This is a genomic window from Corynebacterium ulcerans (assembly GCF_000767685.1).
Lineage (GTDB): Bacteria > Actinomycetota > Actinomycetes > Mycobacteriales > Mycobacteriaceae > Corynebacterium > Corynebacterium ulcerans.
Window position 1 is genome coordinate 2,372,747 of sequence record NZ_CP009622.1, and the last position, 24,681, is coordinate 2,397,427.

Annotated in this window: 19 protein-coding genes; 7 read left to right on the top strand and 12 right to left on the bottom strand. The window is 53.1% G+C overall.

All coding sequences use genetic code 11. The annotated features are described in order from the left end of the window. Positions 1-182: 182 nt before the first annotated feature. The 4 genes from CULFRC11_RS10615 to CULFRC11_RS10630 all read right to left on the bottom strand — a co-directional run bounded on the left by CULFRC11_RS10615 (position 183) and on the right by CULFRC11_RS10630 (position 5,643). Positions 183-461 (bottom strand): hypothetical protein, encoded by a 279-nt coding sequence (locus CULFRC11_RS10615; protein WP_023634726.1) that lies wholly within the window; start codon positions 459-461, stop codon positions 183-185. Between the two features lie 712 nt (positions 462-1,173). Further along, positions 1,174-1,857, bottom strand: coding sequence for an ABC transporter ATP-binding protein (locus CULFRC11_RS10620; RefSeq protein ID WP_023634727.1), 684 nt, complete (start codon positions 1,855-1,857; stop codon positions 1,174-1,176). After that, positions 1,854-2,906, bottom strand: a complete 1,053-nt coding sequence (locus CULFRC11_RS10625; RefSeq protein ID WP_023634728.1) for an ABC transporter permease — start codon at positions 2,904-2,906, stop codon at positions 1,854-1,856. The genes CULFRC11_RS10620 and CULFRC11_RS10625 overlap by 4 nt, the downstream gene beginning before the upstream one ends. A gap of 190 nt (positions 2,907-3,096) precedes the next feature. Further along, entirely contained in the window at positions 3,097-5,643 is a 2,547-nt protein-coding gene (locus CULFRC11_RS10630) for a choice-of-anchor M domain-containing protein (protein WP_038620886.1), read from the bottom strand. 218 nt (positions 5,644-5,861) lie between these two features. Between CULFRC11_RS10630 and CULFRC11_RS10635 the strand changes: the two genes are divergently transcribed. Beyond that, positions 5,862-7,109, top strand: coding sequence for a sensor histidine kinase (locus tag CULFRC11_RS10635; protein ID WP_031269783.1), 1,248 nt, complete (start codon positions 5,862-5,864; stop codon positions 7,107-7,109). Further along, positions 7,106-7,705, top strand: a complete 600-nt coding sequence (locus CULFRC11_RS10640; RefSeq protein ID WP_014836967.1) for a response regulator — start codon at positions 7,106-7,108, stop codon at positions 7,703-7,705. Before CULFRC11_RS10635 ends, CULFRC11_RS10640 begins: the two co-directional genes overlap by 4 nt. Here the strand turns inward: CULFRC11_RS10640 and CULFRC11_RS10645 are convergent. After that, entirely contained in the window at positions 7,702-8,736 is a 1,035-nt protein-coding gene (locus tag CULFRC11_RS10645; RefSeq protein ID WP_031269785.1) for a hypothetical protein, read from the bottom strand. The two genes, CULFRC11_RS10640 and CULFRC11_RS10645, sit on opposite strands and share 4 nt — an antisense overlap. Before the next feature lie 76 nt (positions 8,737-8,812). Further along, positions 8,813-9,307: a VanZ family protein gene (locus CULFRC11_RS10650; protein ID WP_046096675.1), complete on the bottom strand. Its 495-nt coding sequence runs from the start codon at positions 9,305-9,307 to the stop codon at positions 8,813-8,815. A 541-nt stretch (positions 9,308-9,848) separates the two neighbouring features. On the opposite strand from CULFRC11_RS10650, the gene CULFRC11_RS11405 reads away from it, so the two are divergent. Further along, positions 9,849-10,034 carry a hypothetical protein gene (locus CULFRC11_RS11405; protein ID WP_230478228.1) on the top strand — a complete coding sequence of 62 codons (186 nt, stop codon included), beginning with the start codon at positions 9,849-9,851 and terminating at the stop codon, positions 10,032-10,034. Positions 10,035-10,372: 338 nt separating this feature from the next. Here the strand turns inward: CULFRC11_RS11405 and CULFRC11_RS10660 are convergent, their stop codons facing one another. The 6 genes from CULFRC11_RS10660 to CULFRC11_RS10685 all read right to left on the bottom strand — a co-directional run bounded on the left by CULFRC11_RS10660 (position 10,373) and on the right by CULFRC11_RS10685 (position 18,423). Continuing rightward, positions 10,373-13,675, bottom strand: coding sequence for a choice-of-anchor M domain-containing protein (locus CULFRC11_RS10660; RefSeq protein WP_038620891.1), 3,303 nt, complete (start codon positions 13,673-13,675; stop codon positions 10,373-10,375). A gap of 379 nt (positions 13,676-14,054) precedes the next feature. Next, positions 14,055-14,834: a glucosamine-6-phosphate deaminase gene (gene nagB / locus CULFRC11_RS10665; RefSeq protein ID WP_014526444.1), complete on the bottom strand. Its 780-nt coding sequence runs from the start codon at positions 14,832-14,834 to the stop codon at positions 14,055-14,057. Positions 14,835-14,846: 12 nt separating this feature from the next. Beyond that, a complete protein-coding gene (locus tag CULFRC11_RS10670; protein ID WP_023634734.1) occupies positions 14,847-15,998 on the bottom strand; it encodes an amidohydrolase family protein in 1,152 nt (383 codons plus the stop codon). 12 nt (positions 15,999-16,010) lie between these two features. Further along, on the bottom strand, positions 16,011-16,700 hold the full coding sequence (locus CULFRC11_RS10675; RefSeq protein ID WP_031269787.1) for an N-acetylmannosamine-6-phosphate 2-epimerase: 690 nt from the start codon (positions 16,698-16,700) through the stop codon (positions 16,011-16,013). A gap of 38 nt (positions 16,701-16,738) precedes the next feature. Then, on the bottom strand, positions 16,739-17,653 hold the full coding sequence (locus CULFRC11_RS10680; protein WP_023634735.1) for an ROK family protein: 915 nt from the start codon (positions 17,651-17,653) through the stop codon (positions 16,739-16,741). Continuing rightward, on the bottom strand, positions 17,650-18,423 hold the full coding sequence (locus CULFRC11_RS10685; RefSeq protein ID WP_013912637.1) for a FadR/GntR family transcriptional regulator: 774 nt from the start codon (positions 18,421-18,423) through the stop codon (positions 17,650-17,652). The genes CULFRC11_RS10680 and CULFRC11_RS10685 overlap by 4 nt, the downstream gene beginning before the upstream one ends. 374 nt (positions 18,424-18,797) lie before the next feature. On the opposite strand from CULFRC11_RS10685, the gene CULFRC11_RS10690 reads away from it, so the two are divergent. The 4 genes from CULFRC11_RS10690 (at position 18,798) to CULFRC11_RS10705 (ending at position 24,662) form a co-directional block, all read left to right on the top strand. Beyond that, on the top strand, positions 18,798-20,420 hold the full coding sequence (locus CULFRC11_RS10690; RefSeq protein WP_013912638.1) for an ABC transporter substrate-binding protein: 1,623 nt from the start codon (positions 18,798-18,800) through the stop codon (positions 20,418-20,420). A gap of 413 nt (positions 20,421-20,833) precedes the next feature. Further along, the gene (locus CULFRC11_RS10695) at positions 20,834-21,799 is read left to right on the top strand and encodes an ABC transporter permease (RefSeq protein WP_013912639.1); all 966 of its coding nucleotides are present in this window, start codon (positions 20,834-20,836) and stop codon (positions 21,797-21,799) included. Next, positions 21,799-23,832, top strand: coding sequence for a dipeptide/oligopeptide/nickel ABC transporter permease/ATP-binding protein (locus CULFRC11_RS10700; RefSeq protein ID WP_013912640.1), 2,034 nt, complete (start codon positions 21,799-21,801; stop codon positions 23,830-23,832). Before CULFRC11_RS10695 ends, CULFRC11_RS10700 begins: the two co-directional genes overlap by 1 nt. Then, the gene (locus CULFRC11_RS10705) at positions 23,829-24,662 is read left to right on the top strand and encodes an ABC transporter ATP-binding protein (RefSeq protein ID WP_013912641.1); all 834 of its coding nucleotides are present in this window, start codon (positions 23,829-23,831) and stop codon (positions 24,660-24,662) included. Before CULFRC11_RS10700 ends, CULFRC11_RS10705 begins: the two co-directional genes overlap by 4 nt. Positions 24,663-24,681 lie beyond the last annotated feature (19 nt).

Here is a 24,681-nt window from a genome sequence, read left to right on the forward strand (position 1 = left end):
AGTCGACCACTACACCCTATTGACCCCATTCACCCCTTTAGGCACACCTAATATATTCCCTGCTCATCTGCCACAAGCGAACAAAGCAGTAAAAAAATTTTTATTCTTAGCCACAATCTCTCGCGAACTTACCCAACCCTTGCTACTTTATAAGTACTTCTTGTCACTTCTACCGATTGGATTTATCTATGTCTCCTGAGCTTCTGTCTAGCGTATCCAGCCTTCCTAGCCTGTCCAGCGCCTTCCAGATCTTCAAGCCAATCCTCACGGTTATAAAGCTCATCCTCAAGTTCAAGGGCCTCTTCTCCTCCTAAAGCCCAAACTTTATGGCGCTTTTTTCTCATCGCACATAATAGAAAAATCCCACTACAGTCCGTGTTTCCTGTAGTGGGATTTTTAGTCTCCCATGTAGCAACAGACCCTAGCCTGCCAAGCCGGAGCCCGTCGAGAGCCGAGAACATGTTAATCCGCTAAGGCGGCGGACCGGAGAACCCCATTGGTTCCGGTTTAGAACACTCAAATTCCCGCCACCCATCAGAACCCCATCCAGGCAAGCAGCACTCTCGGCTAACCTTAATGTTTCTCATGAGCATGGACCTTCTTCTATGTCTTCCTTAGCACATTAGGCAGTCTTGACACCCTGCTCCAGGTATGGAACTAGTTGCAGCGGGCCATCAAGTGCCTCAAGTTTGTGGGAAAAGTTTTCACATTATCTACCAGGAGCAGTTCGGAACTACCCCGCATCTACCAACAGGAATTCCCCGTTGCTGGACTTTTATACGCGATAGCCGACTCCTTTCACTGATCTCCGTCTAGATCTAACAGCCCCTCGCTGCCGATAATTTGAAGCTAACCCCACACGCAGTTTCAAACAAGCGCGCAAGCATCGCAAAAGTCACCTTTTTCGCAATGATATGAATTTACTGAGAAAACATACATCCAAAAGAAGCAGGTCAACCTTGCGATACGATCACTATAACAACAAAGAGACCCTAATGTAAGTAAATGCTGTGAATAATCTCAATATTTCATATTTGCAGGTCGTTTTCACGGTTCTCGTCCCTTGCAGTTCGCCTGGGATCTCTAGCATGCGTATCGCGTCAGCCAAGCGAAAACCCCACGAGTGAGAGGCTCACTCGTGGGGCAATTGTGGTTTACGTGATATTGAGGTGCTTAGTCTTTACGGGCCCCGTCGATAAGCTCCACGACGGCATCAGCATAGGAGAGCTGGCTCAGATCGTGGGTCACCATCACTGTGGCCACGTCAAACTCTTTAGTGATCTCAGAAAGCAAAGACACGATCTCCACGCTCATGCGACGATCTAGTGCGGACGTGGGCTCGTCGGCAAGCAATAGCGAGGGGTTTCCCATGAGTGCACGCGCAATGTTCACGCGCTGGCGCTGACCACCAGAAAGTTGCGCAATTCGACGGGTCTCCTTGCCTTCAAGGCCCACACGCGCCAGCAACTCATCCGCACGATCATAACGAGCTCGCAGCTCTGCACCTCGTATACCGCGAACGTGATCCGTTACCAGAAGCTGTTCCCGGGCGTTCAACGAGCCCAGAAGGTTCGCCTGCTGGAAAACAAAACCGATCTCCTCACGACGCAACTTCGCACGACCTTCATCATCTAGATCGCGGACGTCTTGACCTGCGATTGTTACTGTGCCGGACGTCGGAGTTTGAAGCGCACCCGCTACAGAGAGCAACGTGGACTTACCAGAACCAGACTCACCCACTAGCGCGAGCAGCTCACCAGAGTGAACTTCTAGGTCAACGGCATCCAAAGCCGTAACCGTAGACGAGCCATCGGGATAGACAACACTGGCTTTTTTAAGAGAAAGAACGGGAATCATGCTGCAGCTCCTAGCGCAATATGTGGATCAACCTTAGTAACATTTCGGACCGCAACAAACGATCCCACTAACCCAAGCAGCCAAATCCCTACTGCCGGACCAAGAACACTCAACACAGACACTTCAAACGGTACAGCCTGAGAAACAATCAGCCCCAGGATCGCGCCAACAGCAGCACCAGCAGTAACGCCTATCGCAAGGACGATCGCAGCTTGGCCAATCGCGTCTTTAAGCAAGTAGCGCTTAGATGCACCCAAAGCCGTCAAGACTGCGATGTCACGGGTGCGCTGCAGCGTCCATACGGTAAGGAAGGAAACAGTAACCAGAGCGGAAATTGCGTAGAGGAATCCCTGCATACTCTTCAGCGATGATTGCTCAGACTTGTAAGAGGCAAGGGCAGCAAATGCTCCCTTAAGGTCAGTGACCTTCTCATTCTTCAGGTCCTGTGGCTGGGCATCGCCGCGCACCAGAAGCACCGTGGCAATTCCAGGGCTGTGGCTTTCTTTCTTCCACACCTCAGAATTTACCCACACAACAGAGGAGTGGCTGTAATAGGTATCGTCCACCACGCCATCCACCTTTACGGCAACACCACCGATGTTGAGTGTGTCTCCTGCATTGATCTCGATCTTGTCCGCGACGGACTTAGGAACAAGAGCACCCTCACCTATCGTCGCAGATGTTCCTTCTACCGAGGTCCCTGTGGGAAGTCCCATCACAGCAGCCGCATCGGCTCTATCATTTGATTCGATTCGCGTCTGATTCACGCCTAGTGGCGTCACATTCTCTGCACCAGCTGCGTCTTTCCACTTATCCAGGATCTCCTGGCTGATCTCCGAAGAGCTAAACGAGGCCTCTCCCGTAGGTGCCGTAAAAACAAACTTGGCACCATCTTTACCCAAGGATTCCAACGCCGCAGTGTTGCGCGCCCCTAGCCCCTGCGTCAAACCAGTGAGCATCACGATCAAAAGGGTGATCAAGCCCACCACAGAGGAAATCAAAGCGAAGCGACCGCCCGCCGAACGAATATCACGTAAACCGAGAAACATTTTTTCTCCTTTCTGCTATTAATTCTCGGCGTTCCGGAGACATTTTCCATCGGCGGCTCAGGCGAAACTCGAATCAACCATGTGGTTGATCGTAGATCCATGAGTTGCTTGCTGAGTTGCCTGCATTTCCATAGACATTGCACCGCCCTCAGAAGATTTTTTCGAGCTTTGTCTATGGAAATGCAGGATGCTAGTGAGCTTCTCGACGCAACTGCGCCCATCCCAGCACGGCAAAACCAACACCAAACGCGAGCATGGCAATAGGCACAACCCACTCGGCATCTGCTCCTGTCTGCGCCAGGAATTTCCTTGCAGGATTCTTGGACTCCGAGCGTTTCAGAGCCTCAGCTTTGGAGGATGCGTACACAGCATTAGACCGACGTGGAGAGTCGCTCAAACTACGTGCAAGATTCTTGAGCTTTATCGGCTCATTAGGTGTACTAGTGCGGCTCGTCGTCCTAGACGGCGCCTTAGAGAGCGTGGAGACCTTCGCCTCTTTACCCACAAGGAAGGTCAACGGCTGGGCCTCAGTCAGAATCTTTTCCTTCCCGTCCTTCCCTGTACCTACTGCTTGAAGATACAAACGATACGTGCCCGGCTTGGTAAACGACCAAGATCCATGCAGGTGCATATGCTTAGTAGTCTTCATCTCCTGATGCTCGGAATCATCAGTATCAAAGTAGCGAGTAGGCGACCCACCGATATCTCCCGTAAAGAACACAGCCCGCCCACCCTCAGGGACCTCCGACTTCACCAGCTTGAAAGAAACACCCTTGGCATAGTCTGGCTTCTTATAATCAAGGTCTTCCGTGCTAAAACCTGGCCATGGCTTTTGCGGTGCCTCAACCTGCGGCAGAAGATAGAACTCCTCTCCCATCTTTCCCAAGAAATCCAGCTCAGTATCCTTGAGCTTCTGAGTACGCGTCATCTTGGCGTTTTCACCCACCCGAATAGCCGTCTTTTGGATAGGGCGCACAACCGAGGGGCTAGGTTTATCTGCTTTGAGAGCAACAAACGGGTCTCCCGAGCCGTCTGCCAAACGAATATCCATATGCCCCTCAGAGAGCTCAACGACTTCCGAATCAACATCAGGACGCTTAATCAGTCCAGTATCCGAGTTCGACTCGCCTCGCGATGGGGGAGGAGCGGAAGGCGATTCATCCTTTTCCCAATCGTCTTCCTCGTCATCCTCAGGCTTTTCGGTTTCAGGATCTTCGTTCTCTTCATCCTGATAGGAGTCTTGAGGGTAAGGATTCTTGTCTTCGTCGCCCGGTTTATAGCCGTTGAATTCTTCGACGGTTGGCAGCTTTTCTTTATCCTCAGTGATAGAAACTTTAAACTGCAGTTCAGAGCCCTTTGTCAGATCAACCTCTTTGACCTCATCCAATGGCTCCGCGTTCACTACCGGGTGCGGGGTGATGCGCAGTCTTAGAACTTTGTCGTCTTTGCACACAGAAAGATCGACTTCTTTCTCGTATTTCCCTTCTGCATCAAATGCACCTTCAACACTGCAATCGGCATACCCTGTTGCTTTGTCTTTGCTGCTGTATAAACCGACGACAAAGTCTCCTCGCATGTTTTCGTCTTTGGCTTCAATGGTTAGCTTTGTCATGGAAGAATCCGTTGACTCAGCTTTGAGAATGACCCCACCGTCACTCAGCGACACCGGATCAGAAGAAGAAAAGTTCTTGGGATCACCTGGCTCAACTATGGACTCAGACTCTTCACTCACGGTAACGGTCTCGCCGCCGGTCTGATATTCGATTTCTTCAGAGAGCCATGGGGCCGCATTATCCGACTCATCGGGGATAAAAATAGCCTGGTAAGTGGAAATATCGGAGGCTAGATACGTTTTAGTGGTTGCTTTACCGTCTTTCACTTCCAACTCATCAAGGAAGTGCCCTTGGTTGATCAAAACAAGACGCCCGTTGCCCTTACCGGTAAACGTGATGTTGGTAAAGACCCCGTCGGGCTTAAAAGTTATCGATGCCTCTTGTGACCCCTCGTTTTTCTCCTTGGCTGCTTCATAGCTCTTGGCAAAGTCCAGAATTTTTCCACTCTTTGGATCTTGTCCACCCACTTGCCATGCCACCTTCATAGGCATGGTCGGAATGGGAGTCCCGTCTTCTTTGTATCCCACTGTTTGATAGGTAAAGACGTATCGCCCAGGTTTGGAGAAAGTGGTGTGGAAGTGCGAGTGGCGCGGCTGAATAAAAGAGCGCAAAGAGGTATCAGTACTTGAATAAACCCTTCGCACGCCCGTAACAGTTTTTGTAAATACCTCCACGTCACCGGGACCTTCTACACCGAGTAGGTCGAGGGAATAGTTCCCATCTTTGAGCATGTCAGTATGAGACTTGAGCGAACTATCTGTGTTGTATCCAAAATAAAGAGGAAGCTGGCTCGTATCAACGTCTTGGGGAGCCTGCCACACACCCTTATCGTGTTTACCAAGAAACTGCGTGTCATCGGTCGGGTAGAAGTAGTAGTTTCCACCCATCGGGACCCACATGACGGTGGCTTGCGCTGGGATTGCTTTTGAGCCCGTTCCGGTCACCACACCCAAGCTTTGAATATCGTCCCCTTCTACGCTCGCTGCTGGAGATAAGTCTACGTGCGTTCCGTAGACGAGTTTCTTATTTTGGTCCGGGCCCGCTAGTGCGGGGCCTGCACCAGTCGCAGCGATAACAAAACAAGTTGCAGCAATGCCAAGGATTCTGCGGGAGGGGAGACGCATGGAAGTAACTTCCTTGTTGATATTGGGTTTTATTTTCATAAGGTAAACCCGAATATCTCGTTTAGCAAACCCTCAGTTCACTATGACGTAGAGCACTCTCACAATGCACTGAACTTTCTCAGAAATCCCGAACAAATCACCACGTCAAACCGATTTTCAGTGTCCAAGGGGAGAGTTCGGGGGTACCAATGTTGACGTCCCGTATTAGATTCAGAAGCATGAAACCCCATGTGATTCAGATCCTTACGTTGCTCCGCGTCAGTCTGCACCTCATGTTCGCCGCGCTGCTTGGTTTTGGAATCATCAGGTTCGCCCTTAACCCGGAGTCCGAATCACCGTGGAAACCGTCGATCATCGCCCTAGCGCTAGTGCTAGGAGCCTTTTACATGTTTGGGACCGCCTGGGAAAATCGTTTTGCCCGTGGCGATAACATCAAAGATCCCATGCCTCTGAGCGGTTGGTGGATGCTCGCGATCACATTAATATGGGCACTTTTGATGGGAGCGTCGGGTGGCTTCACATGGCTAATGTTTCCGCTGGTGTTTATTGCGCTCAACCTGCTACCCGGAATCCGTGGTGCGCTAGGAGTACTAACACTGCTAGGGATTGCCACCGTTATTCCCTGGATAGCCAGACCAGAAGACTGGACGCTGGGGCAGCTATTTGGCCCCATAATCGGCGCTTGTTTTAGCGTCGCGGTCTATTACGGTTACTACATTTTAAACCAAGATGCGATGCATTATCGCCAAGTAGCCGCCGAATTACTGGCCGCTCAACGAGACCTTGCGGCATCAGAACACCAGTCGGGTCGCCTTGAGGAACGCGAACGATTATCGCGAGAAATCCACGACACCGTAGCCCAAGGGCTTAGTTCTATCGTTCTTTTATCCCGCGCCGCCCACGGGCACCTTGAGCGCGGAGAACTAGAAAACGTTCACCGGCAGCTTGCCGTCATCGAAAAGCAAGCAGGGGAGAGCCTCGCTGAGGCACGACGATTTGTTCGCGATCTCGCGGCTCCATCATTGGGCGACTCACTTTCTACAGCTCTTCAAGGTGTTATCAACGGCATCCGCGAGAAGCAAGCAGCACTTGGCTGCCCCATTGACGCTCACCTTGAGCTCGTAGGCGATGCAGAGACAAGCCTCCCCGAACCAGTTACCCGCACTGCACTACGAGTAGCCCAAGAAGGGCTCAACAACGTTGTTAAACATGCCCAGGCTAGTAAAGCAGTGGTCACGCTTGGGATATGGGAGGATGAAGTCAGCATTGATGTTGTAGACAATGGATTAGGATTCGACGCCACACGCCTTGACGCCTCCGGAGAACAAACCGAAGGTGGATTTGGACTCGGAGGCCTCAAAAAACGTATATCCACCGTTGGTGGCACTCTCGTGATTGAATCAGATGAGTACGGTACCGCATTGGCGTGCCGTATCCCGCTCACCAGCCGTAGGGAGACTCAATGATCCGCGTCATGCTTATCGACGACCACCCCGTCGTCCGAGCCGGATTACGCACAATACTCGACAGTTTTGAAGACATCTCCGTTGTCGCGGAAGCCAGCAATGGCGCCAACATAGACACCGAGGGAATCGACGTCGTTGTCACAGATATCCAGATGCCTGGAACCGACGGCATCAGCCTTACCCGTGCGCTTGCCGCCGCCGGAGGACCTCCTGTGCTCATCCTGACCACCTATGACACAGAAGCAGATATTCTCGCAGCGGTTGAGGCCGGTGCCATGGGCTATCTTCTCAAAGATGCACCTGAGGCGGCACTGCATGATGCAGTGGTGGCAACATTCGAAGGCCGACGCACACTGGCCCCAGAAGTAGCCAACGCGCTCATGCAACGCGTGAGCAAACCGCGACAGGCTCTATCCACCCGAGAAATCGAGATTCTTCAGAACCTAGAGCAAGGTCTATCCAACCGACAGCTGGCAGCAAAGCTCTTTATTTCTGAAGCAACGGTGAAGACACATCTCGTGCATATCTACGCCAAGCTAGGCGTAGATAACCGAACAGCAGCCATCACCGCAGCTCGACAGCAACGACTCATCTAGCTCAGTGCTATCTTTCCAATAGCAATCGGACCAGCAAAGACGTCCTGCACACCATGAATACCGTGGACAATCCCCACCTCCCGGCGCTGCATGACGTCTTTGCCCACGTTGGCAGACGTCGATACATCAAGGGTGAGGGCCCATGTCCCATTACCCCGCGGCTCTAACCATGGGTTTGCTGCAGCTATCTCTACTACGTTATATTTCGCGGTCGCCGTTATAGTTCCACGGAAGCGAATAATACCGTCGTTGCTCTGTGCCTCATTTTTGCTAAAAGCCACGTCGTTACCGGCAAACAGTGCGCCGTCGGCAAGCGCTATGCCTCCACCCGCCGCGGTTGTGATTTGCTTGAGGAGCTCAGCAGAAAAACGCAGATCAGGGGTAGGTGCTGCCGGAGTGTTCGGCCCAGGTTCTGGCGAGTAGGGAATCGGAACGTAAAATTCCTCCGCCGGATTGACTGACCCCGCGGCAGCATACACATACACTCCCCAGTTTTTGCCGGGAACAGTCTCGGGAGGATCCACAACCAGACGAGCATGGAAACTCCCATCCGGGTTCATCCGTTGGGATTCCCTTGCAATGGAACGACGAAAATCAAAAGGAATAGTCGGTATAGCGTCAAGCGTCCCATCGGGCATAACCCAAGCCATCCGGTTATGAGGATGTTTACGCGCGCTACTGGGAGCACCTTCGCTTGGCTTCCACACGTCAGGGAAAGCGCTGTACACAGCATAGACACCATTAGGAACACCTGGCGGTATAGGAATTGGGAAGCCTCCACGGTTAGCGTGCGGGCTAAAACCAGTACCGTGCACAACGATGACGTCACCCCGATGAACAGGACCACGGAGTGGTTTTCCTGCTTCATCGGTCACAGTAATACGCGGTGACTCTACAACTGGCTCCGAGGAAAAGAGCGAAGGATTGTCCGGAATTGTAGGCATCGCCACAGCAACCCCATGGGAAGAAAAACAGAGACATGTTGCCACGCCCACAAGGAGGGCTTTTCGACGACTATAGGAGGGGATCATATTTTTAGGATAGCCAAACCTATAGGATGGAAATTATGGGATTGGCAACACCTGCGCCTTGCCAACGCCTCAATCCCTACGTATTTTTCACAATCTTGTCTGGGTCGCCCAAACGCTCTCCCAAACCCACCAGCACTGCAAAGACTAGGCCTAACAGGATCGCTAACCAGACCCACAAACGGAAAAATCTTGGACCCAACATCTTGGCAAATAGCGCCCCTACGAAAGCCCCCAGGGTATTCATCAACAGGTCGTCAATATCCGAGTAGCCAAGCGAAAACAGGAACTGGCTCACCTCGATAGCAAGGCTAACGAGAAATCCTGTAAGCGTAGACCACAGCACCATACGCGTACCAGCACCACGCGACTGGTGGAACCACACATAGGCCAGCATTCCAAAGGGCACAAAGAAAGCAATGTTTCCCCCGTAACCAAACACCGGGATAAACCAATTAGAATTACTCATGACCTCGTTAAACGGCACCAATTCCACAGACCTATTGCGATGTGCCGCGGGATCCCACAAGTAACCAATGCGATAGAAAGCCTTCAACATGGTCAATGAGACCATGACCGCCGAATAAACAACCAGCGCAACAAGAGCGAGTTTTCCCGGACCATGGCGTTGCGCAACATCCTGTCCAGAAAAATTTTCACGTAGAGGCATGCTTTTAAAGGTACGCAACCTACAAGAAAAGGGGAGCACTGTGAAACACACAGCACCCCCACGCAAGTCCGAGAACTGACTCCGAATATCCGCTTGAAACGAGTAAGCAGCTCAATCGGTTAGCTGCAATAAAAGCGAAGCCTTCAATATGCTCGAAAATTGAGGTATTCCCGATTAAGGAACCTAGTGCAGCACAGGACATAGTGACCCAGCACCCAATAACCACCATGCAACCCTGGGATATTTGGCTCATTCCTGTGACAAATAGCTAGTCCAAGACATTCACAACAACCGAGGAACACGTAAAAGAACAGAAGAAGGGAAAGGCATGGACGCGGTAAGAGAAGAAAGACGTTGGCTTTGGGCCAAACCGGCCTCAATCTTGCTCTCAATATGTACTATTGCGTTTCCCTATATCTTTCCTTCCATTTTCGCAGAAGGAACGATGCCGTATTACATCATCACTATGCCTCTAGGGATTGTCGCTGGAATCTTTGCTTATCGTATTCGCTCATGGTGGCTTATCGTCCTGGCCATCGTTGCAGGGTTATCCCCTCTATTGTTTGCTTGGATACTCTGGTTCGGCATCAACCTCATCGACCTAATAACAAACGTGTCCCTAAGCAGTTAGCTCCTAAAAGCCGGCCTGCCTTCATACCCTCGCTGCTCTAGTGATTTGGCGCCTCAATAACTTTCTCCTGTCTGTTAATTCGTTCGAGTGTGTCCTCGGAAATACGGCGCTGACGATGTTTATGGCTGTGGACTAAGGAAGTCATACGTACCGGCGAATAGGAGAGCGCATGCCCGGGGCTGCCGTTTGGATCACAGCCCTTACGACCAAGTACAAAGGCCGGTGAATTTTCGCTCACCGACCTTCTCAAGTCATGCTTTTGAAGTACGCCAGGTTGTCGTTTTCAAAGATCAAACTACTCTTGACAAAACACCTGAGCACCCCCTTTAACTCATAATTTAGAGTTCTTCTGCACCTTTCATCCGGCGGTAACCAATCGCCGCGAACCCTACGCCAACAAAGAGCATCGCCAACGCAAGCGCTATCTCAGGAGAAGCACCCGTGTTTGCCAGCAAGCTCTTCACACCTTTTTTAGGAGCGTTATCGTTCTTGGTTGAAGCAACTGTTTTAGAGCCCTGGGTTCCTTTAGACGATGATGAAGTGCTCTGCGCACCTGTGGAGCTACTGCCGGACGTAGCCCGAGTGGCCCCTTCACCGCCTACCTCAAAGACAATCGTCTCCCAGTTTGTCGCAGTTTCTCCGCTTGCAACCAAGCCAATGTTGATCGTCTTGCCATCAGAGGTCATGGCTTGCGTAGAGATGCCCGACCCATTGGCCACTGCGCGCATCTTGATTTTGTACGTGCCAGGCTTAGTAAAGAACCAATCAGCATGCTCATGGAACGGTTCTCCACGATCAATCACTGCTTTGCCACTAGAATCCGCAAGCTTAATCAGATCATTGGACAGGCTCGGAAGATGCCCAGCCCACCACTGTGCACCGTCTGGCATCGACTCTGGCTCAATCTCAATGTTCATTCCCTTGGGGAACGCATTGCGCACCTTGTTGGTGTCAAAACCCGGCCACACCGCGTTGTGATCTTGAGTGTTGGGCAAGTAATAAACGTGGTCGCCCTTCTTTCCTAGGAATGCGGTGTCATCGTTCTCAGGGATGCCACGATTACCCTTTTCACCGATGGTAAATCGGCGGTTTTCTCCGACAACCAGCGCAACCTTATCTGGGTGGTCAAGATTATGCCCGCCATCAGAGGTGGCGTCGTGTTCCCGCTTTACATCGTCGCCAATGTAGAAGCCCAGTTTTCCGTCAACAAACGCCGGGCCGAAGTCTAGGTGGCCGTCGACAAGCTCACGACGTCCATCGCTTCGATCCTTCTTAGCGACAGGTTTGGAGGTAGGACGCGCCGAGGAATCCTGCTTAGGGGAGGTCGTGTTCGAGTCGCCGGTCGCGCCCTTATCCGGCTTACCTGGTTTCTGAGCCTCAGACCCTGGGGGGTTGCCAGCAGAGGCGTTAGAATCGCGCACGTCAAAGGTGAGAGTTACCGGCTTGCTCACCTCATCCCAATCGTCTTTGACCACCACGTCCATCGTGTACTTGCCTGGCTTGGTAAACACCCAGTTGAGGTGACGATGAGTCGACCCCTCCGCCTTGTACACACGCTTTCCTGTGTAGTCTCCGATCCGGTTCTCGGACGAGTGAGCATCGCCGCTGTATGCGACCCATTTTCCGCCTTGAGGCGTGGACTTCGGTGTTATCGTGAACTCGTAATCGCCCTCAGTCTCACCGTAGATCTCCTCGGTGCTAAAGCCCGGCCATACAAGACCGGTTTTTTGAACCTCCGGCAAAACATACACACGCTCGCCCTTCTTGGCGATGTCTTTTATGTCTTCTCTCAGTGCAGTTTTTGCCGATTGCGGCACCACAAACGTCACCGAATTGGGATCACGCAGAACGGCTTTGGAACTGTGCTGACCGCTTTCGTCTTTCACCACCACGGCCAAGGTGCCGTCGATCTCCTTGGGTGAAATATCCACGTGTCCTTTGGAAATTTCGACCTTTTTCTCACTCAGAGTTCCCGATGAAGCCTCAGATTCTTCATCATTTTCAGGCTTCTTGGGGTTCGGCTTAGACGGCTGCTCCGTCTTTGATTCCTCAGAGCTTTCATCGTTCTCATCGGGGTCTTCATCTTCCGCCGAGTCCTCAGAATTCTCCGTGGTTTTTCCACTACCAAACTTAACGGTAGTCTCCTCAAGCGGCCGATACTTTCCTTTGTAGGAATCGATGAGAGTTGCTTTGCCTGGAGCTTCAGTGCGCGAGCTTGGAACAATATCTAATAGCAGCTGGTAGTTATCGCCCTCACATCCATCAACATCCTGCCAACTGGTTCGGTTACCGGGCGCGCTAGTAAACGTGATGGGACATTCGGCGGCGCGATCCTTAGGTACGCTCGTGAATTCTTTCCCAGATTCCTTCTCATAGTATCCACCCACCGCATTGACAGTCAGGGTGTCATCTTGAGGCTCTACCGTGAGGTCCATGCTCACAGTATCTTTGTGAAGCTCGCTCGTTGAGACTGCAACATCCAGGCTCGTCGGCTTGATGTCCTTTAGATCGAACTTCTCAAGCTCCTCGTCCTCCTGGGGTTCAGGGAACTCACCTTTTCCTTCCGTTGAGTGCGATTCATCGCCGGTCGCATGCTCAAGCTCTCCGGATACCCACGCAGGACTCTGAGAACCTTCACCTGGAATATAAACAACTTGGAACTTAGATGTGAGGCTGCCGATCATCTCAGACCACGTAGCCTTGCCCTCTTTCACGGGAACTTCAGCCAAGTAGTAGCCGTCGATATAGAAAACGGCATGTCCGGAGTCTTTGGTGTTTCCAGTTGTAAAGTCCAGCTTGGTTAACAGCTTTTCTTTTGCTCCATAGGTGCTACCGGTATCAGGAGACATCGTGAACCCAGGCTTGAAGCTCTCCGACGCATCGTCGTCCGCAGAGTCCGAAGCCTCATAGGCCTCTTTTATATCCCCCAACTGCGCATCAGCCGGATTTGAGCCACCCACCTGCCAAATAAGTTTCTGCGGTTCAGAGGCTATAAATTTTCCATCTGTTCCCCGTGCAGAAGCTCGGTAGCTAATCTCATATCTACCAGGCCGGGTAAAGGTGGTGGCATTGTGCGTATGCGTTCCTTTTTCTACCCATGTGGAACGGTACCCAGCATCATGTGAGGACCATAAGCGTTGGACTGGAACGTCCTCACCGCTGTACATGAAGAGTTCCATCTTGCCCGGGCCGTTAAAATCTACGATGTCCAGGTTGAAGGACTCATCACGGAATTTCTCAGTAGGAAGCTCAATCGAGGCTCCAAAGCCTGCCCAAATAGGCATGCCATCTGAAGGGGAGCCGTGCGCGGGTCCCCCGTAGTACATGAGCTGGCCTTCTTCCCCTAAGAATTTTAGGCGCTCGTCATCTGGAACATTCCATGCATAGAGTCCGCGATCAACTTTTCCTTTACTAACCCAGTTGATCGTTTTCTCTATCGGAATCATTCCGCTGCTCTTTGAGACCAGAGAAAAATTGTCGTCTTTCCACACTGCGTGCGGTGAATCAACATGCACTTGGGTACGAACGGTGAGGGAATCGTTCGAGTCCGCGTTCGCGGAGGGAACGGGGATGACGCTTGAAGCGATAAGCCCACCGACGGCTAAAAAGCCCAGGCAGGCTGCCGATATTCTTCTAGGCACGGGGGATCCTTTGTTAAGTTATTGAAAACAACACCCTTTAAGCTAATGAGAATCGTTTTCTACGTCAACATGCTCCCCATAAGAGGGAGAGAGCACCTAAAACATCAGCTCTCGCTAACCCTCGTAAGACAGCTCCGCACGTGAAGCCATCTCATTCCACCCCTTGTAAAACACCAATAATTGACAACACAACGGCCCCGCTCCGCCCCCCACATCTTGCAAGCCTAAGCGTGACGACGTCTCCGTCCCCACTACCGCCACGTTTCCTCCATACCCGCCGTCACCGCCTCCTTATACAGAGGCGGCTTCTACGGATAAACGAAGAAAACGGTTCTAGGTTCTCGCGCCAACTAAACCAACTCAGCCAAGCAGATACGGCTTAAAACTTCTGCCATTCTGGCTTATTGGCCAATGCATAGTTGTAGTACTCAGTGTTTTCAAGCTTGCTAGCAGCTGCTTCATCCAAAAGCACGGTTACATGCTTATGCATTTGCAGGGCCGAAGCAGGGACCATTGCACTGACAGGTCCCTCCACCATCGCCTTGACTGCGTCGGCCTTGTTCTCGCCAAAGGCCAACATGACAAGATGTCCAGCTTCACAGATTGTGCCGATACCCTGAGTCATCACATGATGCGGCACTTGAGATTCATCGTTATCAAAGAACCGTGAATTGTCTCGTACGGTATCCGGGTGCAAGGTCTTAATGCGGGTACGACTTACCAAAGATGATGTCGGCTCATTGAACGCAATGTGACCGTCGGTTCCGATACCCAGTACCTGGACATCTACACCGCCTGCATCGCGTATCGACTGGTCGTAAGCGTCAGCGGCAGCACTTGGGTTTTCCGCTGTGCCATCGGGGCTATGAACGGCAGCGTCGTCGATATCCACATGAGACGTGATCTCCCGACGAATAGTCTGGTAATACGTCTGCTCGTGGTCGCGAGGCAAACCCACATACTCATCCAAAAGGAATGCCTGGCATTGAGCAAAGGATAATCCTTCCTCCCGGTGCCTGCGCACCAGCTCAGCATAGGTGCTGCCCGGCGTTGAACCAGTAGCCAGTCCTAGGGTCTTTCCCTGCCTGATATATCCCTCAAAAATGTCCGCAGCGATAATTGCCGCTTCTTTGTGGGTGGGAGTAATGACGATTTCCATGGTTACTGTCTCCTAAAAGTCGAGCTTTTGCCCGTTTTCATAAACCGCAACCACATCAAAGTCGTTGCGGCACACAACAAAGTTTGCTTTCTTACCCACGGCAATATCACCGCGATCATTGAGCCCCAAAAGGCGATGTCCGCTGGTAGAAGCCCGAACCACATCAACCACGCTATGGCCCGCGGCTACTTGTCGCCGTACCTGGTCGATTACTCGTGACGTTCCTCCCGCGATAGCGCCCTGCGAGCCATCCTCCGTGCTTAAGCGCGCGACGCCATCAATAACCGTGACAGCGAGTGCTCCGAGAATGTAGTCTCCATCCGCTTTACCTGCGGCACCCATCGCGTCAGAAACAAAGGTGACATTCTCCGACCCCACAGAATCCAGAACCATACTCACGGTATGGTCATTCAGGTGCACCCCGTCCGCAATCAGCTCAACATGAGCCAAGGAACGCGCAGCAGCACTAATAAATGCGGCCGCAGGTCCCGGCGCGCGGTGATGAATAGGCGGCATGGCATTGAACAGATGCGTTGCAGTAACTACAGCCCCACGTTGTTCGGCATAGCGGATCATGTCCATGGTGAGCTCAAAGTCGGCATCTGTATGCCCCAGCGACACGACCACGTTGTGTTCCGCGCACATATCAACGAGCTTCCGCGCATGAGGGGTTTCCGGCGCAAAGGTCATCGAGCGCAAGAAACCGCGTGAGGCTTTGATCATCTTTGCAAATAGTTCTGGGTCACCCCCCATAATCGCGGCGGGATCTTGCGCACCACAGCGACAACTATTAACAAACGGTCCCTCCGCGTGGATACCTGTTATCTCTCCGTCGCTAGCCAGCTCAGAAAGCAAGCTAAGCTGCGGCAACAACACTTCTTCCCTCATGGAGACGGTGGATGCGAGCAGCGTAGTAGACCCATGTGCACGGTGATGCCGAGCAGCCGTCACACAACCCTCGATTCCTGAGGTAGGAAACGATTCTCCAGCTCCTCCGTGGTTGTGAATGTCGGCGAGCCCCGGAAGGATGATCAGCTCGTCGTCTAGCTTTCCATCCGGCGCTGGGACAATCGCGGTGATTACTCCCGTTGCGTCATAGTCGATGCGATGCCCTTCTAGCACGCCGTCAGCCGTGACTACGGTTCCTATGATGGATGCGGTCATGAGTTCTTGCCCCTACTGAGCTGCCGCGGCAAACTGCGTAGTGATCCACGCAGTATCGGTGATCGCGGTGCCTACAATCAAGGCGTCGGCTCCAGCTTTCCGTCCCTGCTTCACATGCTCGGGGGAGTGGAATCGGCCTTCGCCGATGAGGAATACGTCTGGACCTAACTTCGCACGGATTTCCCGAATCAGCTCCAGATCTGGCCCTTCCGTTTTCTCGCGATGCTCCGTATATCCGGCCAACGTTGTAGAGATAATGTCAGCGCCTGCTTCATGGGCTGCCACTGCTTCCTCGGCAGTCGCAATGTCCGCCATCGCCAGTCCACCCAGCGCATGAACTGCAGCCACTTGATCAGCAAAGGTAGATCCGTCTTGACGTGGTCGGAAGGTGGCGTCGATAGCTGCAACCGTCGCGCCCGCTTTAATCACATCTTCCGCAGACTTCACCGATGGGGTGATATAGACGCCCGTATCGCCTTCTTTGGTCAAGCCAATAACGGGAACGGACACAGTATCCACAATCGCCCGGATATCTTCGAGTCCACCGTAACCACCACAGCGTATCGCTGCAGAACCTCCTTGCTCAGCAGCTTTAGCAAGAAACGCCATCGTACGGGTGTCCCGTAGTGGGTGACCGGTAGGCGCCTGAGCAGAAACGATAAGTTTGTTGTTGACCTGTTGGATGAAGCTCTTAAGGTCCATCATGAAAAATTCCTTACTTATGTAGATATTTTGTTGATTCAGCCCTGGGTCTTACCCAGGTATGCGGCGCCCACGATGGGAGCATGAGTACCTAATTGCGCCTGGATAACCGGCACCTCATTGATCGGCGGAATAGCGCCGTCTCTGACCCCACGGGCAAAAGGATTGATGATGGCATCGCCAATAGTGCCCACGCCGCCGCCAACGATCACCGCGTCCACATCAATGGCGCTGATAAACCCGCCTATCGCAACCCCGCAGGCAAAGAGGTGTTCCTCAATCACATCCCGTGCGTATTTCTCGCCGGCATGGTACCGAGACATGATCTCGTGGAGGTCTACAGCTGGGTTCTCCGCATGTGCGTTATAACAGGATGCAAGTCCAGGTCCGGAAGCAAAAGACTCTAATAGGGCTGCGGAACCATCCGGGAGCCGACCCCACAGGCAGCGCAGCTCTCCGGCGGTAAAATGCGGCGAGGCAACAAGCTCACCATCACGCACGAGCGCCCCTCCGACACCAGTACCCAAGCTGACAAACAAAACGTTGTCAAAGTCGTGACCAGCACCGTAGATGGATTCACCCAACCCCATAACGCGGACGTCGTTATGCACCGCAATGGGAAGCGGGAATTGTCCCCTCAAAGTATCTGCGATCTTAGTCCCCGCCCAACCCTGCATGGTCGGCCCCGAGGACACCACCTCACCCGCTATGGGATCAATAACCCCCGGCGCACCGATCCCTATGCTGGATACCGCAGTGGGGGAGGCGTCGATAAGCTCTTGGATAACGCCCGCAACCTCGTCTATTACGTTAATTTTGGGGGTGGGTCGGCGGCGGTACTCAATAACGGTGGTGGGGTCCGAATCTGCAACAATGCCAGCCGCTATCTTGGTCCCGCCGATGTCCACGCCGATACGCACGGCCGCTTGCGTTTCACCGCTTTTGTCAATCATGATGCTTGTTCCTTATGCGCGTCGTCGGAACCGGTGGCGTTACCACGTCGAGCGAGATCTTGCTGCTCTCTTTTCTTCCTAATCACACGAAGCAATGGACCGTAATGTTCACAGATCAGAGCGCAATAACCGTCTGCGTCACCGCTATGAAGCGCTTGAATCATTTTCGAGTGCGCCTCCACGGTGTCTTCCATGTCCTCCGGATCACCGAGGCCAAGGACTGGAACCACTTTGGTGTGTATCTCCCAGAGAGCCATCGACATTTCCCGCATCAAAGGGTTGGAGAGTTTTTCAGAAATCACCTTGTGGAACTGCCAGTCTTCTTCCACAAAAGACTCCTGGCGCAAATACTTTTCCCGCATTGCTTCCACGATCCGGTCTAATACCTCAGTGGACTGTCCCTTGTAGGAATTGACCAGTTCATCGGCATTGGCAAGGTCCAGTGCAATGCGCATGTCTACAACATACGAGAGATTTTCCAGGGCGAGTTCCTCGTTCAAGGTCAGCCGTAGCACCATTCCATTAATCAGAGGGGCCAGCGACATATTTCCTACAAAAGTTCCGTGCCCATGACGGATCTCAACAACATCAAGAGAAGCGAGCGTTCGCATGGCCTCGCGGACGGAAGAACGTGATACTGACAGGCGTTCACAAAGCGCCGCTTCCGAGGGGAGGAGGTCCCCCGGAGAGAGATTATTATCACGAATGTAATCTTCAATTGCCGCCGCGGTAGGGCTCTTTCCCACCGCCGGACTCACGTGTGAATTCATCTTTTCTCCTGTTCGTCTGCGACCAACCGAACGTACTGATAGGCCGATAAACACGCCTCTTGACTACCAAAAATAGCTCGTATCTGCAGTTATTCAGCGTGAGAGAATATTTGAGTGCTGGTTTCTGTGTGCTGCGGTTTTCCTAGCAGCAGAGGATCCGCATCCTCCCACACATGGGGTATACAACGGGGGAGAAACAGGCATGATCACAGTGCTGTTTGGCAACTTCTGTTGAAATTCTAACACAAAACCTAGCGGACGTCAGACGTCTGATGTATTCTTTGGAATGACCCGCAACACGGCAATTGCCACCTATCCAAGCTGGTCGCCGCAGCAAGACATCTTGTACGCACACTTGGGGAAAGGAATAACCCATGAGCAATGCTTCAGAAAAAAAGTACACTCGCCGTGATTTCTTTAAGATCACTTCCGCTTTCGGCGCAGCGGCTGGTTTTGCAGCCACCCTCTCCGCTTGTGCTCCTAAGGGGAATGACACCTCGAGCCCCTCAACAGGCGCGAGTGCCGGTTCGCTGAATAAGGATGGCACCATCACGGCAGCCATCTCTTACGAGCTCGGAACCAATGGCTACGACCCTATGTCCACCACTGCAGCACTCACCGTTGCAGCAAACTGGCACACCATGGAGGGCCTCACAGAGCTCAACCCAACCAATGGCGAGCCCTACGCAGCATTGGCAAAGGAACTACCTAAGAGCGAAGGTAAGTCGATCGACGTTATGCTTCGCGACGGCGCAAAGTTCCACGACGGAACCCCCGTCACCGCCGACGACGTTGTCTTCTCCTTCGAACGCGTCCTCGATAAAGCAAATAAGAGCCTGTACGCATCCTTTATTCCTTTCATCGAGAAGGTTACAAAGAAAGACGACAAGACTGTCACCTTCACCCTTAGCGAGGAGACCGGTGTCTTTGCTAGCCGTCTCGCAGTAGTCAAGATCGTCCCCAAGGCCGCAGTCCAGGCAAACCTGGACAAGTTCGCTGCTAACCCCATCGGGTCCGGCGCCTACAAGATGACCGACAACGGCGGCACCTCCAAGACCATCAAGTTCGAGCGCTTCGAGGACTACAACGGTCCAAAGCCAGCACTTGCTAAGAACATGGTCTGGCAGATCATCCCGGATGCGTCCACCCGTACCAATGCCATCCAGTCCAAGACAGTTCAGGCTATCGACTCCATCCCTTACCTCTCCATTGAGCAGCTGAAGTCTAGCTCCTCCGTGGAATCTGTTCAGGGCTTTGGTTTGTTGTTTGCAATGTTCAACAACGATAAGTCGAATCCTTTCAGCGATGTAAAGAACCGCCAAGCATTCCTCTATGGCGTGAATATTAACCAGATCATCGAGACCGCTCTCTTGGGTCAAGCAAGTCCGGTCACCTCGTTCCTGCACAAGGAGCACCCGCAGTATCACGAGGCCAAAGTTCAGTACGCTTATGACGCAGAGAAGGCAAAGAAGCTCTTCGCTGAGACCGGGCTCAAAGAACTACGCATGCTGTGCACCGACCACGACTGGGTAAAGAAGTGCACCCCGCTGATCCAAGAATCGCTCTCTGCAATCGGCATCAAGGTTGACTTCACCGAGAAGAAGTCCTCCGATGTTTACAACACCATCGACGGCAAGCCAGAAGCATACGATGTGGTCATCGCCCCCGGCGACCCCAGCGTCTTCGGCCTCGATCCCGACTTGCTCATGCGCTGGTGGTACGCCGGAGACACATGGACTGAGTCTCGCATGCACTGGAAGGGAACTCCTGAGTACACCAAGCTGCAGGAAATCCTCGACGCAGGTCTCAAGTCCACAAATGCCACTGAACAGAAAAACAAGTGGAACGAAGCCCTCGACCTCATTTCTGAGAACGTCCCGCTCTACCCGCTGTTCCACCGCAAGGTGCCAACCGCATGGGATGCTTCCTCACTCGTCGATTTCAAGCCAATCTCTCTGACTGGCCTGAACTTTGTCGGCGTTGGTTCCACCAAGTAAAAGCACCTTCTTCCTGTCCCAGCCAGCTGCGCTCAATCCATAGATTTCCCTATAGAAAGCGCGCTGGTTGGGAGGGGAGAACTCCCACGTTGCCTAATACATTTGACGGCAGCCGTACCTTGTACGCTCTGCTCAACATCTCATTAGGCGCACAATAACTACATAGCATTCCTCATGTTGAGCCCACTGCTCACAGGGCACAACACGCAAGGCCTCATACTCGAATCCCACGGGCTGAGATCTTATGTGGCCCACCCTTAGGCCACTATCGGCCGCAAAGAACAACGGCGCTACCTATAAAGACTCTCTCCGAGCACCTACCTTTCCCGCGCCACCCCCTGTAAAGATGAGGCTCCCTCCTACCCGGTTGAGCCTTTGTACACGTACATCGCACGAAAGTCAGGACATTTACTATGTCTAACCTGCTACGACTGATCGGTCGGCGTTTGATTGCGCTGCCCATCATGATCCTTGGCGTGACCTTCTTGGTGTTCTTCATCATGTCCTTCAGCCCTGCCGACCCCGCTCGTCTGGCGCTAGGAGAGACGGCTTCTTTGGAAGCACTTGAAGAATACCGTGAGTCCCACGGCCTCAATGACCCCCTGTTGGTGCGGTACTACCACTTCCTTATGGACATGCTCCACGGTGATCTTGGTACCACGACTGGTAGCGCCCCCGTTACAGACGTCGTCGCAAAGGCATTCCCGATTACGCTGCAGCTCACCTTCTTAGGTTTGATTATCGCTGCCGTATTCTCTCTCGTCTTTGGCGTCATCGCAGCTCTTTATCGCGACAAGTGGCCCGATCAGCTCATCCGCATTGTCTCTATCGCAGCACTGGCCACCCCGTCTTTCTGGCTGGCTATCCTGCTCATCCAGTGGTTGGGAACGATCCCTGGAGCCTGGGGATTCTTCCCCGCGTTGATCACCTCATGGGTAAAGTTCACTGAGGATCCCGGCGTCTACTTTAATAATCTGTTCCTCCCAGCTGTGGCCTTGGCTGTCCCCGTTGCAGGATCGCTTACTCGCGTGGTGCGCACCGCTATGGTGGAGGAGCTCGACAAGGATTATGTGCGTACTGCCATCGGCTCCGGTATCCCTAAGGCTGAAGTCATCTCCCGCAATGTTCTCCGTAATGCGCTCATTACCCCTATCACGGTTCTGGGCCTCCGCGTTGGTTACCTCATGGGTGGCGCGGTGATCATCGAGATCATCTTCAACATCCAGGCTATGGGTCAGCTCATCCTCGACGGCGTTACCCGCAACGATGTTTACCTCGTTCAGGGCGTTACTCTCACCGTCGCTATCACGTTCATCATCATCAACATCATCGTTGACATGCTTTATGTGCTCGTCAACCCACGCATCAGGAGCATCTAATGCGACGCAACCTGACTGAAAAACTCGAAAATCGCGCAGGACAGCGGTTCGCCGGAATTCGTTCTTTGCCTGTTACTTCTAAGGTAGCGCTAACGTTCCTTACGTTGGTCGCGCTCATGGCCATCTTTGCGCCACTCATCACTGCATATGATCCGTTGGCTTCTTCCACTCCAGTTCAGCCGCCAAGCAGTGAACACTGGTTTGGTACCGATGCCATCGGCCGTGACATCTTTGCCCGCGTGGCCTACGGTGCCCGCGCATCTCTGATTATCGGTCTGTGCGCTACTGGCGCAGCGCTCGTCGTTGCTGCAGTCATTGGCTCTATAGCAGCGACTGCTGGCAAGGTCGTCTCTGAAGTTCTGATGCGCATCTTGGACATCATCATGTCCTTCCCCGGTATCGCTCTTGCAGCTGTGTTCGTTGCCGTCTTTGGCACGTCCATCCCGGTCTTGGTCTTTGCTATCGGCTTCCTCTATGTTCCACAGCTTTCCCGTATCGTGCGAGCTAATGTGCTCAGCGAATTCGGCGAGGATTATGTCTCTGCGGCCAAGGTTATGGGAGCTCAGATCCCCCATATCCTGATCAAGCATGTTGCTCGCAACACGATCGCCCCGATTGCCGTTTTTGCCACGGTGCTGGTTGCAGACGCCATCGTGTTCGAGGCTTCCTTGTCCTTTATTAACGCTGGTGTGAAGCCTCCTTCACCATCATGGGGCAACATCCTCGCCGATGGTAAGCAGCTCCTCCTTACCGGTTCCTGGTGGCCTACATTCTTCCCTGGCCTCATGATCCTTGTCACGGTGCTCGCGCTGAACATCCTCTCCGAGGGGCTTACCGACGCCATGGCGTCCCCACGTATCAAGCTCACCGCAAAGGTTTCCGACAACGACCCCAGCATCGATACCCGCAATACCCTCGGCCAGTCCACAGAAAAGGAAGCAGCTCACTCGCTCAATACTTCTCTCGCGGCTCTCCGAGATGCGGAAATGAGCGAAGATCGCCGGCTGGTTTATACCCGCGGCGAGGCACCACTGATTGAGGTCAAGGATCTCTCCATTGCTTTCCCTGCAGCGCACGGCGACGTGAGCATTGTGGATAAAGTGAACTTCACCGTGTCACCGGGCCAGACAATGGGGCTCGTAGGCGAGTCCGGCTGTGGCAAGTCCCTGGTCTCTATGGCCATCATGGGTCTACTTCCTCCCACCGCCAAGATCACTGGTGAAATCCTCTTTGACGGCAAGAATCTTCTCGACCTCAAGCCAGAAGAGCACAATGCCCTCCGCGGACATGACATGGCCATGATCTATCAAGACGCCCTGAGCTCTTTGAACCCGTCGATGTTGATTCGCACGCAGCTGCAGCAGCTGATCCGCCGTGGCGGAAAGCGCACTGCAGAAGAGCTGATGGAGCTCGTTGGTCTTGATCCGGTTCGTACCCTCAAGTCTTATCCGCATGAGCTTTCCGGTGGTCAGCGCCAACGTGTGCTCATCGCCATGGCTCTTACACGCAACCCGCGCCTGCTTATCGCCGACGAGCCGACAACAGCTCTCGACGTGACTGTGCAGCACCAGGTCGTCGATTTGCTCAATGACCTGCGTGAAAAACTCGGCTTCTCCATGGTCTTTGTCAGCCACGACCTTGCCTTGGTGGCCAAGCTAGCTCACAAGATCACAGTTATGTACGCAGGTCAGGTTGTCGAGCAAGGCAATACCCGCGAGCTTCTTTCTAATCCGCAGCACGAGTACACCCGCGGCCTCCTGGGCGCAGTGCTGTCCATCGAAGCTGGTGCGGATCGTCTTTACCAGGTACCGGGAACCGTGCCGAGCCCCCGCGAATTTGTTATCGGCGACCGCTTTGCGCCACGCTCCAGCCACCCAACCATTGGTTTGGATCAACGCCCACTTCTCCGACTTGTTGATGGTTCAGAGACCCACTGCTTCGCCGCCACAGATGCATTACTTGCACTACGCCGCGAGGAAGCAATCGCTAGCAGCAACCTCGATATTGAAGGTTTGGAAGGTGAAATCCGATGAGTAATCCCCAGATGCAGCAGCGCAACAATCTCACGGGTCGCGACAGCGATGCTCCCATCATTGAGCTTCGCGACGTCAACGTGATCCACAAGACGCGCACAGGGAAGCTCTTCCGCCCTGAAACCCTTCACGCAAACAAGGACATCAACTTCCACGTTGATCGTGGCCAGGTTGTTGGCATCGTTGGTGAGTCCGGCTGTGGTAAATCCACGCTAGCCCGCGTCATGGTCGGTTTGCAGAAGCCCACCAGCGGCGAGGTTTACTTCCGTGGGGAGAAAATGACAGGACGCGGTCACCAGCGCAAAGAGTTGGGTCGCGCCATCTCCGTAGTTTTCCAGGATCCAGCCACTGCGCTGAATCCCCGTATGACGGTCAAAGACCAGCTCCTCGACCCCATGCGAGTGCATAAGATTGACGACGAAGCCGGTCGACTCAAGCGCGTCCGTGTTCTCCTGAGCCTCGTGGGCCTCCCACAATCCGCTCTTGATGTTCTGCCCCGTCAGATCTCTGGTGGACAGCGTCAACGCGTGGCTATTGCCCGTGCACTTGCGTTGGAACCGGATGTGATCATCGCTGATGAGCCTACTTCTGCACTTGACGTCTCGGTGCGCGCACAGGTTCTCAACCTACTCACCGACCTACGCAATGAATTGGGACTCGGCCTCGTGTTCATTTCGCACGATATCAACACCGTGCGTTATGTCTCCGACCGCATGTGCGTGATGTACAAGGGCGAGATTATTGAGGAGCAACCCACCGAACTTCTCTTCTCTCAGCCTCAGCAGGAATACACAAAGACGCTACTTGCAGCAACGCCGTCCCTCCTCTAAATACGTTTTAAGAATCGAG

Excerpts from the sequence above, each read along its gene's own strand:
- CULFRC11_RS10705 (WP_013912641.1), top strand. The coding sequence starts at position 23,829 with ATGAGTAATCCCCAGATGCAGCAGCGCAACAATCTCACGGGTCGCGAC.
- CULFRC11_RS11405 (WP_230478228.1), top strand. The coding sequence starts at position 9,849 with ATGCCGTATTACATCATCACTATGCCTCTAGGGATTGTCGCTGGAATC.
- CULFRC11_RS10695 (WP_013912639.1), top strand. The coding sequence starts at position 20,834 with ATGTCTAACCTGCTACGACTGATCGGTCGGCGTTTGATTGCGCTGCCC.
- CULFRC11_RS10675 (WP_031269787.1), bottom strand. The coding sequence starts at position 16,700 with ATGGACCTTAAGAGCTTCATCCAACAGGTCAACAACAAACTTATCGTT.
- CULFRC11_RS10620 (WP_023634727.1), bottom strand. The coding sequence starts at position 1,857 with ATGATTCCCGTTCTTTCTCTTAAAAAAGCCAGTGTTGTCTATCCCGAT.
- CULFRC11_RS10625 (WP_023634728.1), bottom strand. The coding sequence starts at position 2,906 with ATGTTTCTCGGTTTACGTGATATTCGTTCGGCGGGCGGTCGCTTCGCT.
- CULFRC11_RS10690 (WP_013912638.1), top strand. The coding sequence starts at position 18,798 with ATGAGCAATGCTTCAGAAAAAAAGTACACTCGCCGTGATTTCTTTAAG.
- CULFRC11_RS10670 (WP_023634734.1), bottom strand. The coding sequence starts at position 15,998 with ATGACCGCATCCATCATAGGAACCGTAGTCACGGCTGACGGCGTGCTA.
- nagB (WP_014526444.1), bottom strand. The coding sequence starts at position 14,834 with ATGGAAATCGTCATTACTCCCACCCACAAAGAAGCGGCAATTATCGCT.
- CULFRC11_RS10630 (WP_038620886.1), bottom strand. The coding sequence starts at position 5,643 with ATGCGTCTCCCCTCCCGCAGAATCCTTGGCATTGCTGCAACTTGTTTT.
- CULFRC11_RS10680 (WP_023634735.1), bottom strand. The coding sequence starts at position 17,653 with ATGATTGACAAAAGCGGTGAAACGCAAGCGGCCGTGCGTATCGGCGTG.
- CULFRC11_RS10700 (WP_013912640.1), top strand. The coding sequence starts at position 21,799 with ATGCGACGCAACCTGACTGAAAAACTCGAAAATCGCGCAGGACAGCGG.
- CULFRC11_RS10645 (WP_031269785.1), bottom strand. The coding sequence starts at position 8,736 with ATGATCCCCTCCTATAGTCGTCGAAAAGCCCTCCTTGTGGGCGTGGCA.
- CULFRC11_RS10685 (WP_013912637.1), bottom strand. The coding sequence starts at position 18,423 with ATGAATTCACACGTGAGTCCGGCGGTGGGAAAGAGCCCTACCGCGGCG.
- CULFRC11_RS10635 (WP_031269783.1), top strand. The coding sequence starts at position 5,862 with ATGAAACCCCATGTGATTCAGATCCTTACGTTGCTCCGCGTCAGTCTG.
- CULFRC11_RS10615 (WP_023634726.1), bottom strand. The coding sequence starts at position 461 with ATGTTCTCGGCTCTCGACGGGCTCCGGCTTGGCAGGCTAGGGTCTGTT.
- CULFRC11_RS10650 (WP_046096675.1), bottom strand. The coding sequence starts at position 9,307 with ATGGTCTCATTGACCATGTTGAAGGCTTTCTATCGCATTGGTTACTTG.
- CULFRC11_RS10640 (WP_014836967.1), top strand. The coding sequence starts at position 7,106 with ATGATCCGCGTCATGCTTATCGACGACCACCCCGTCGTCCGAGCCGGA.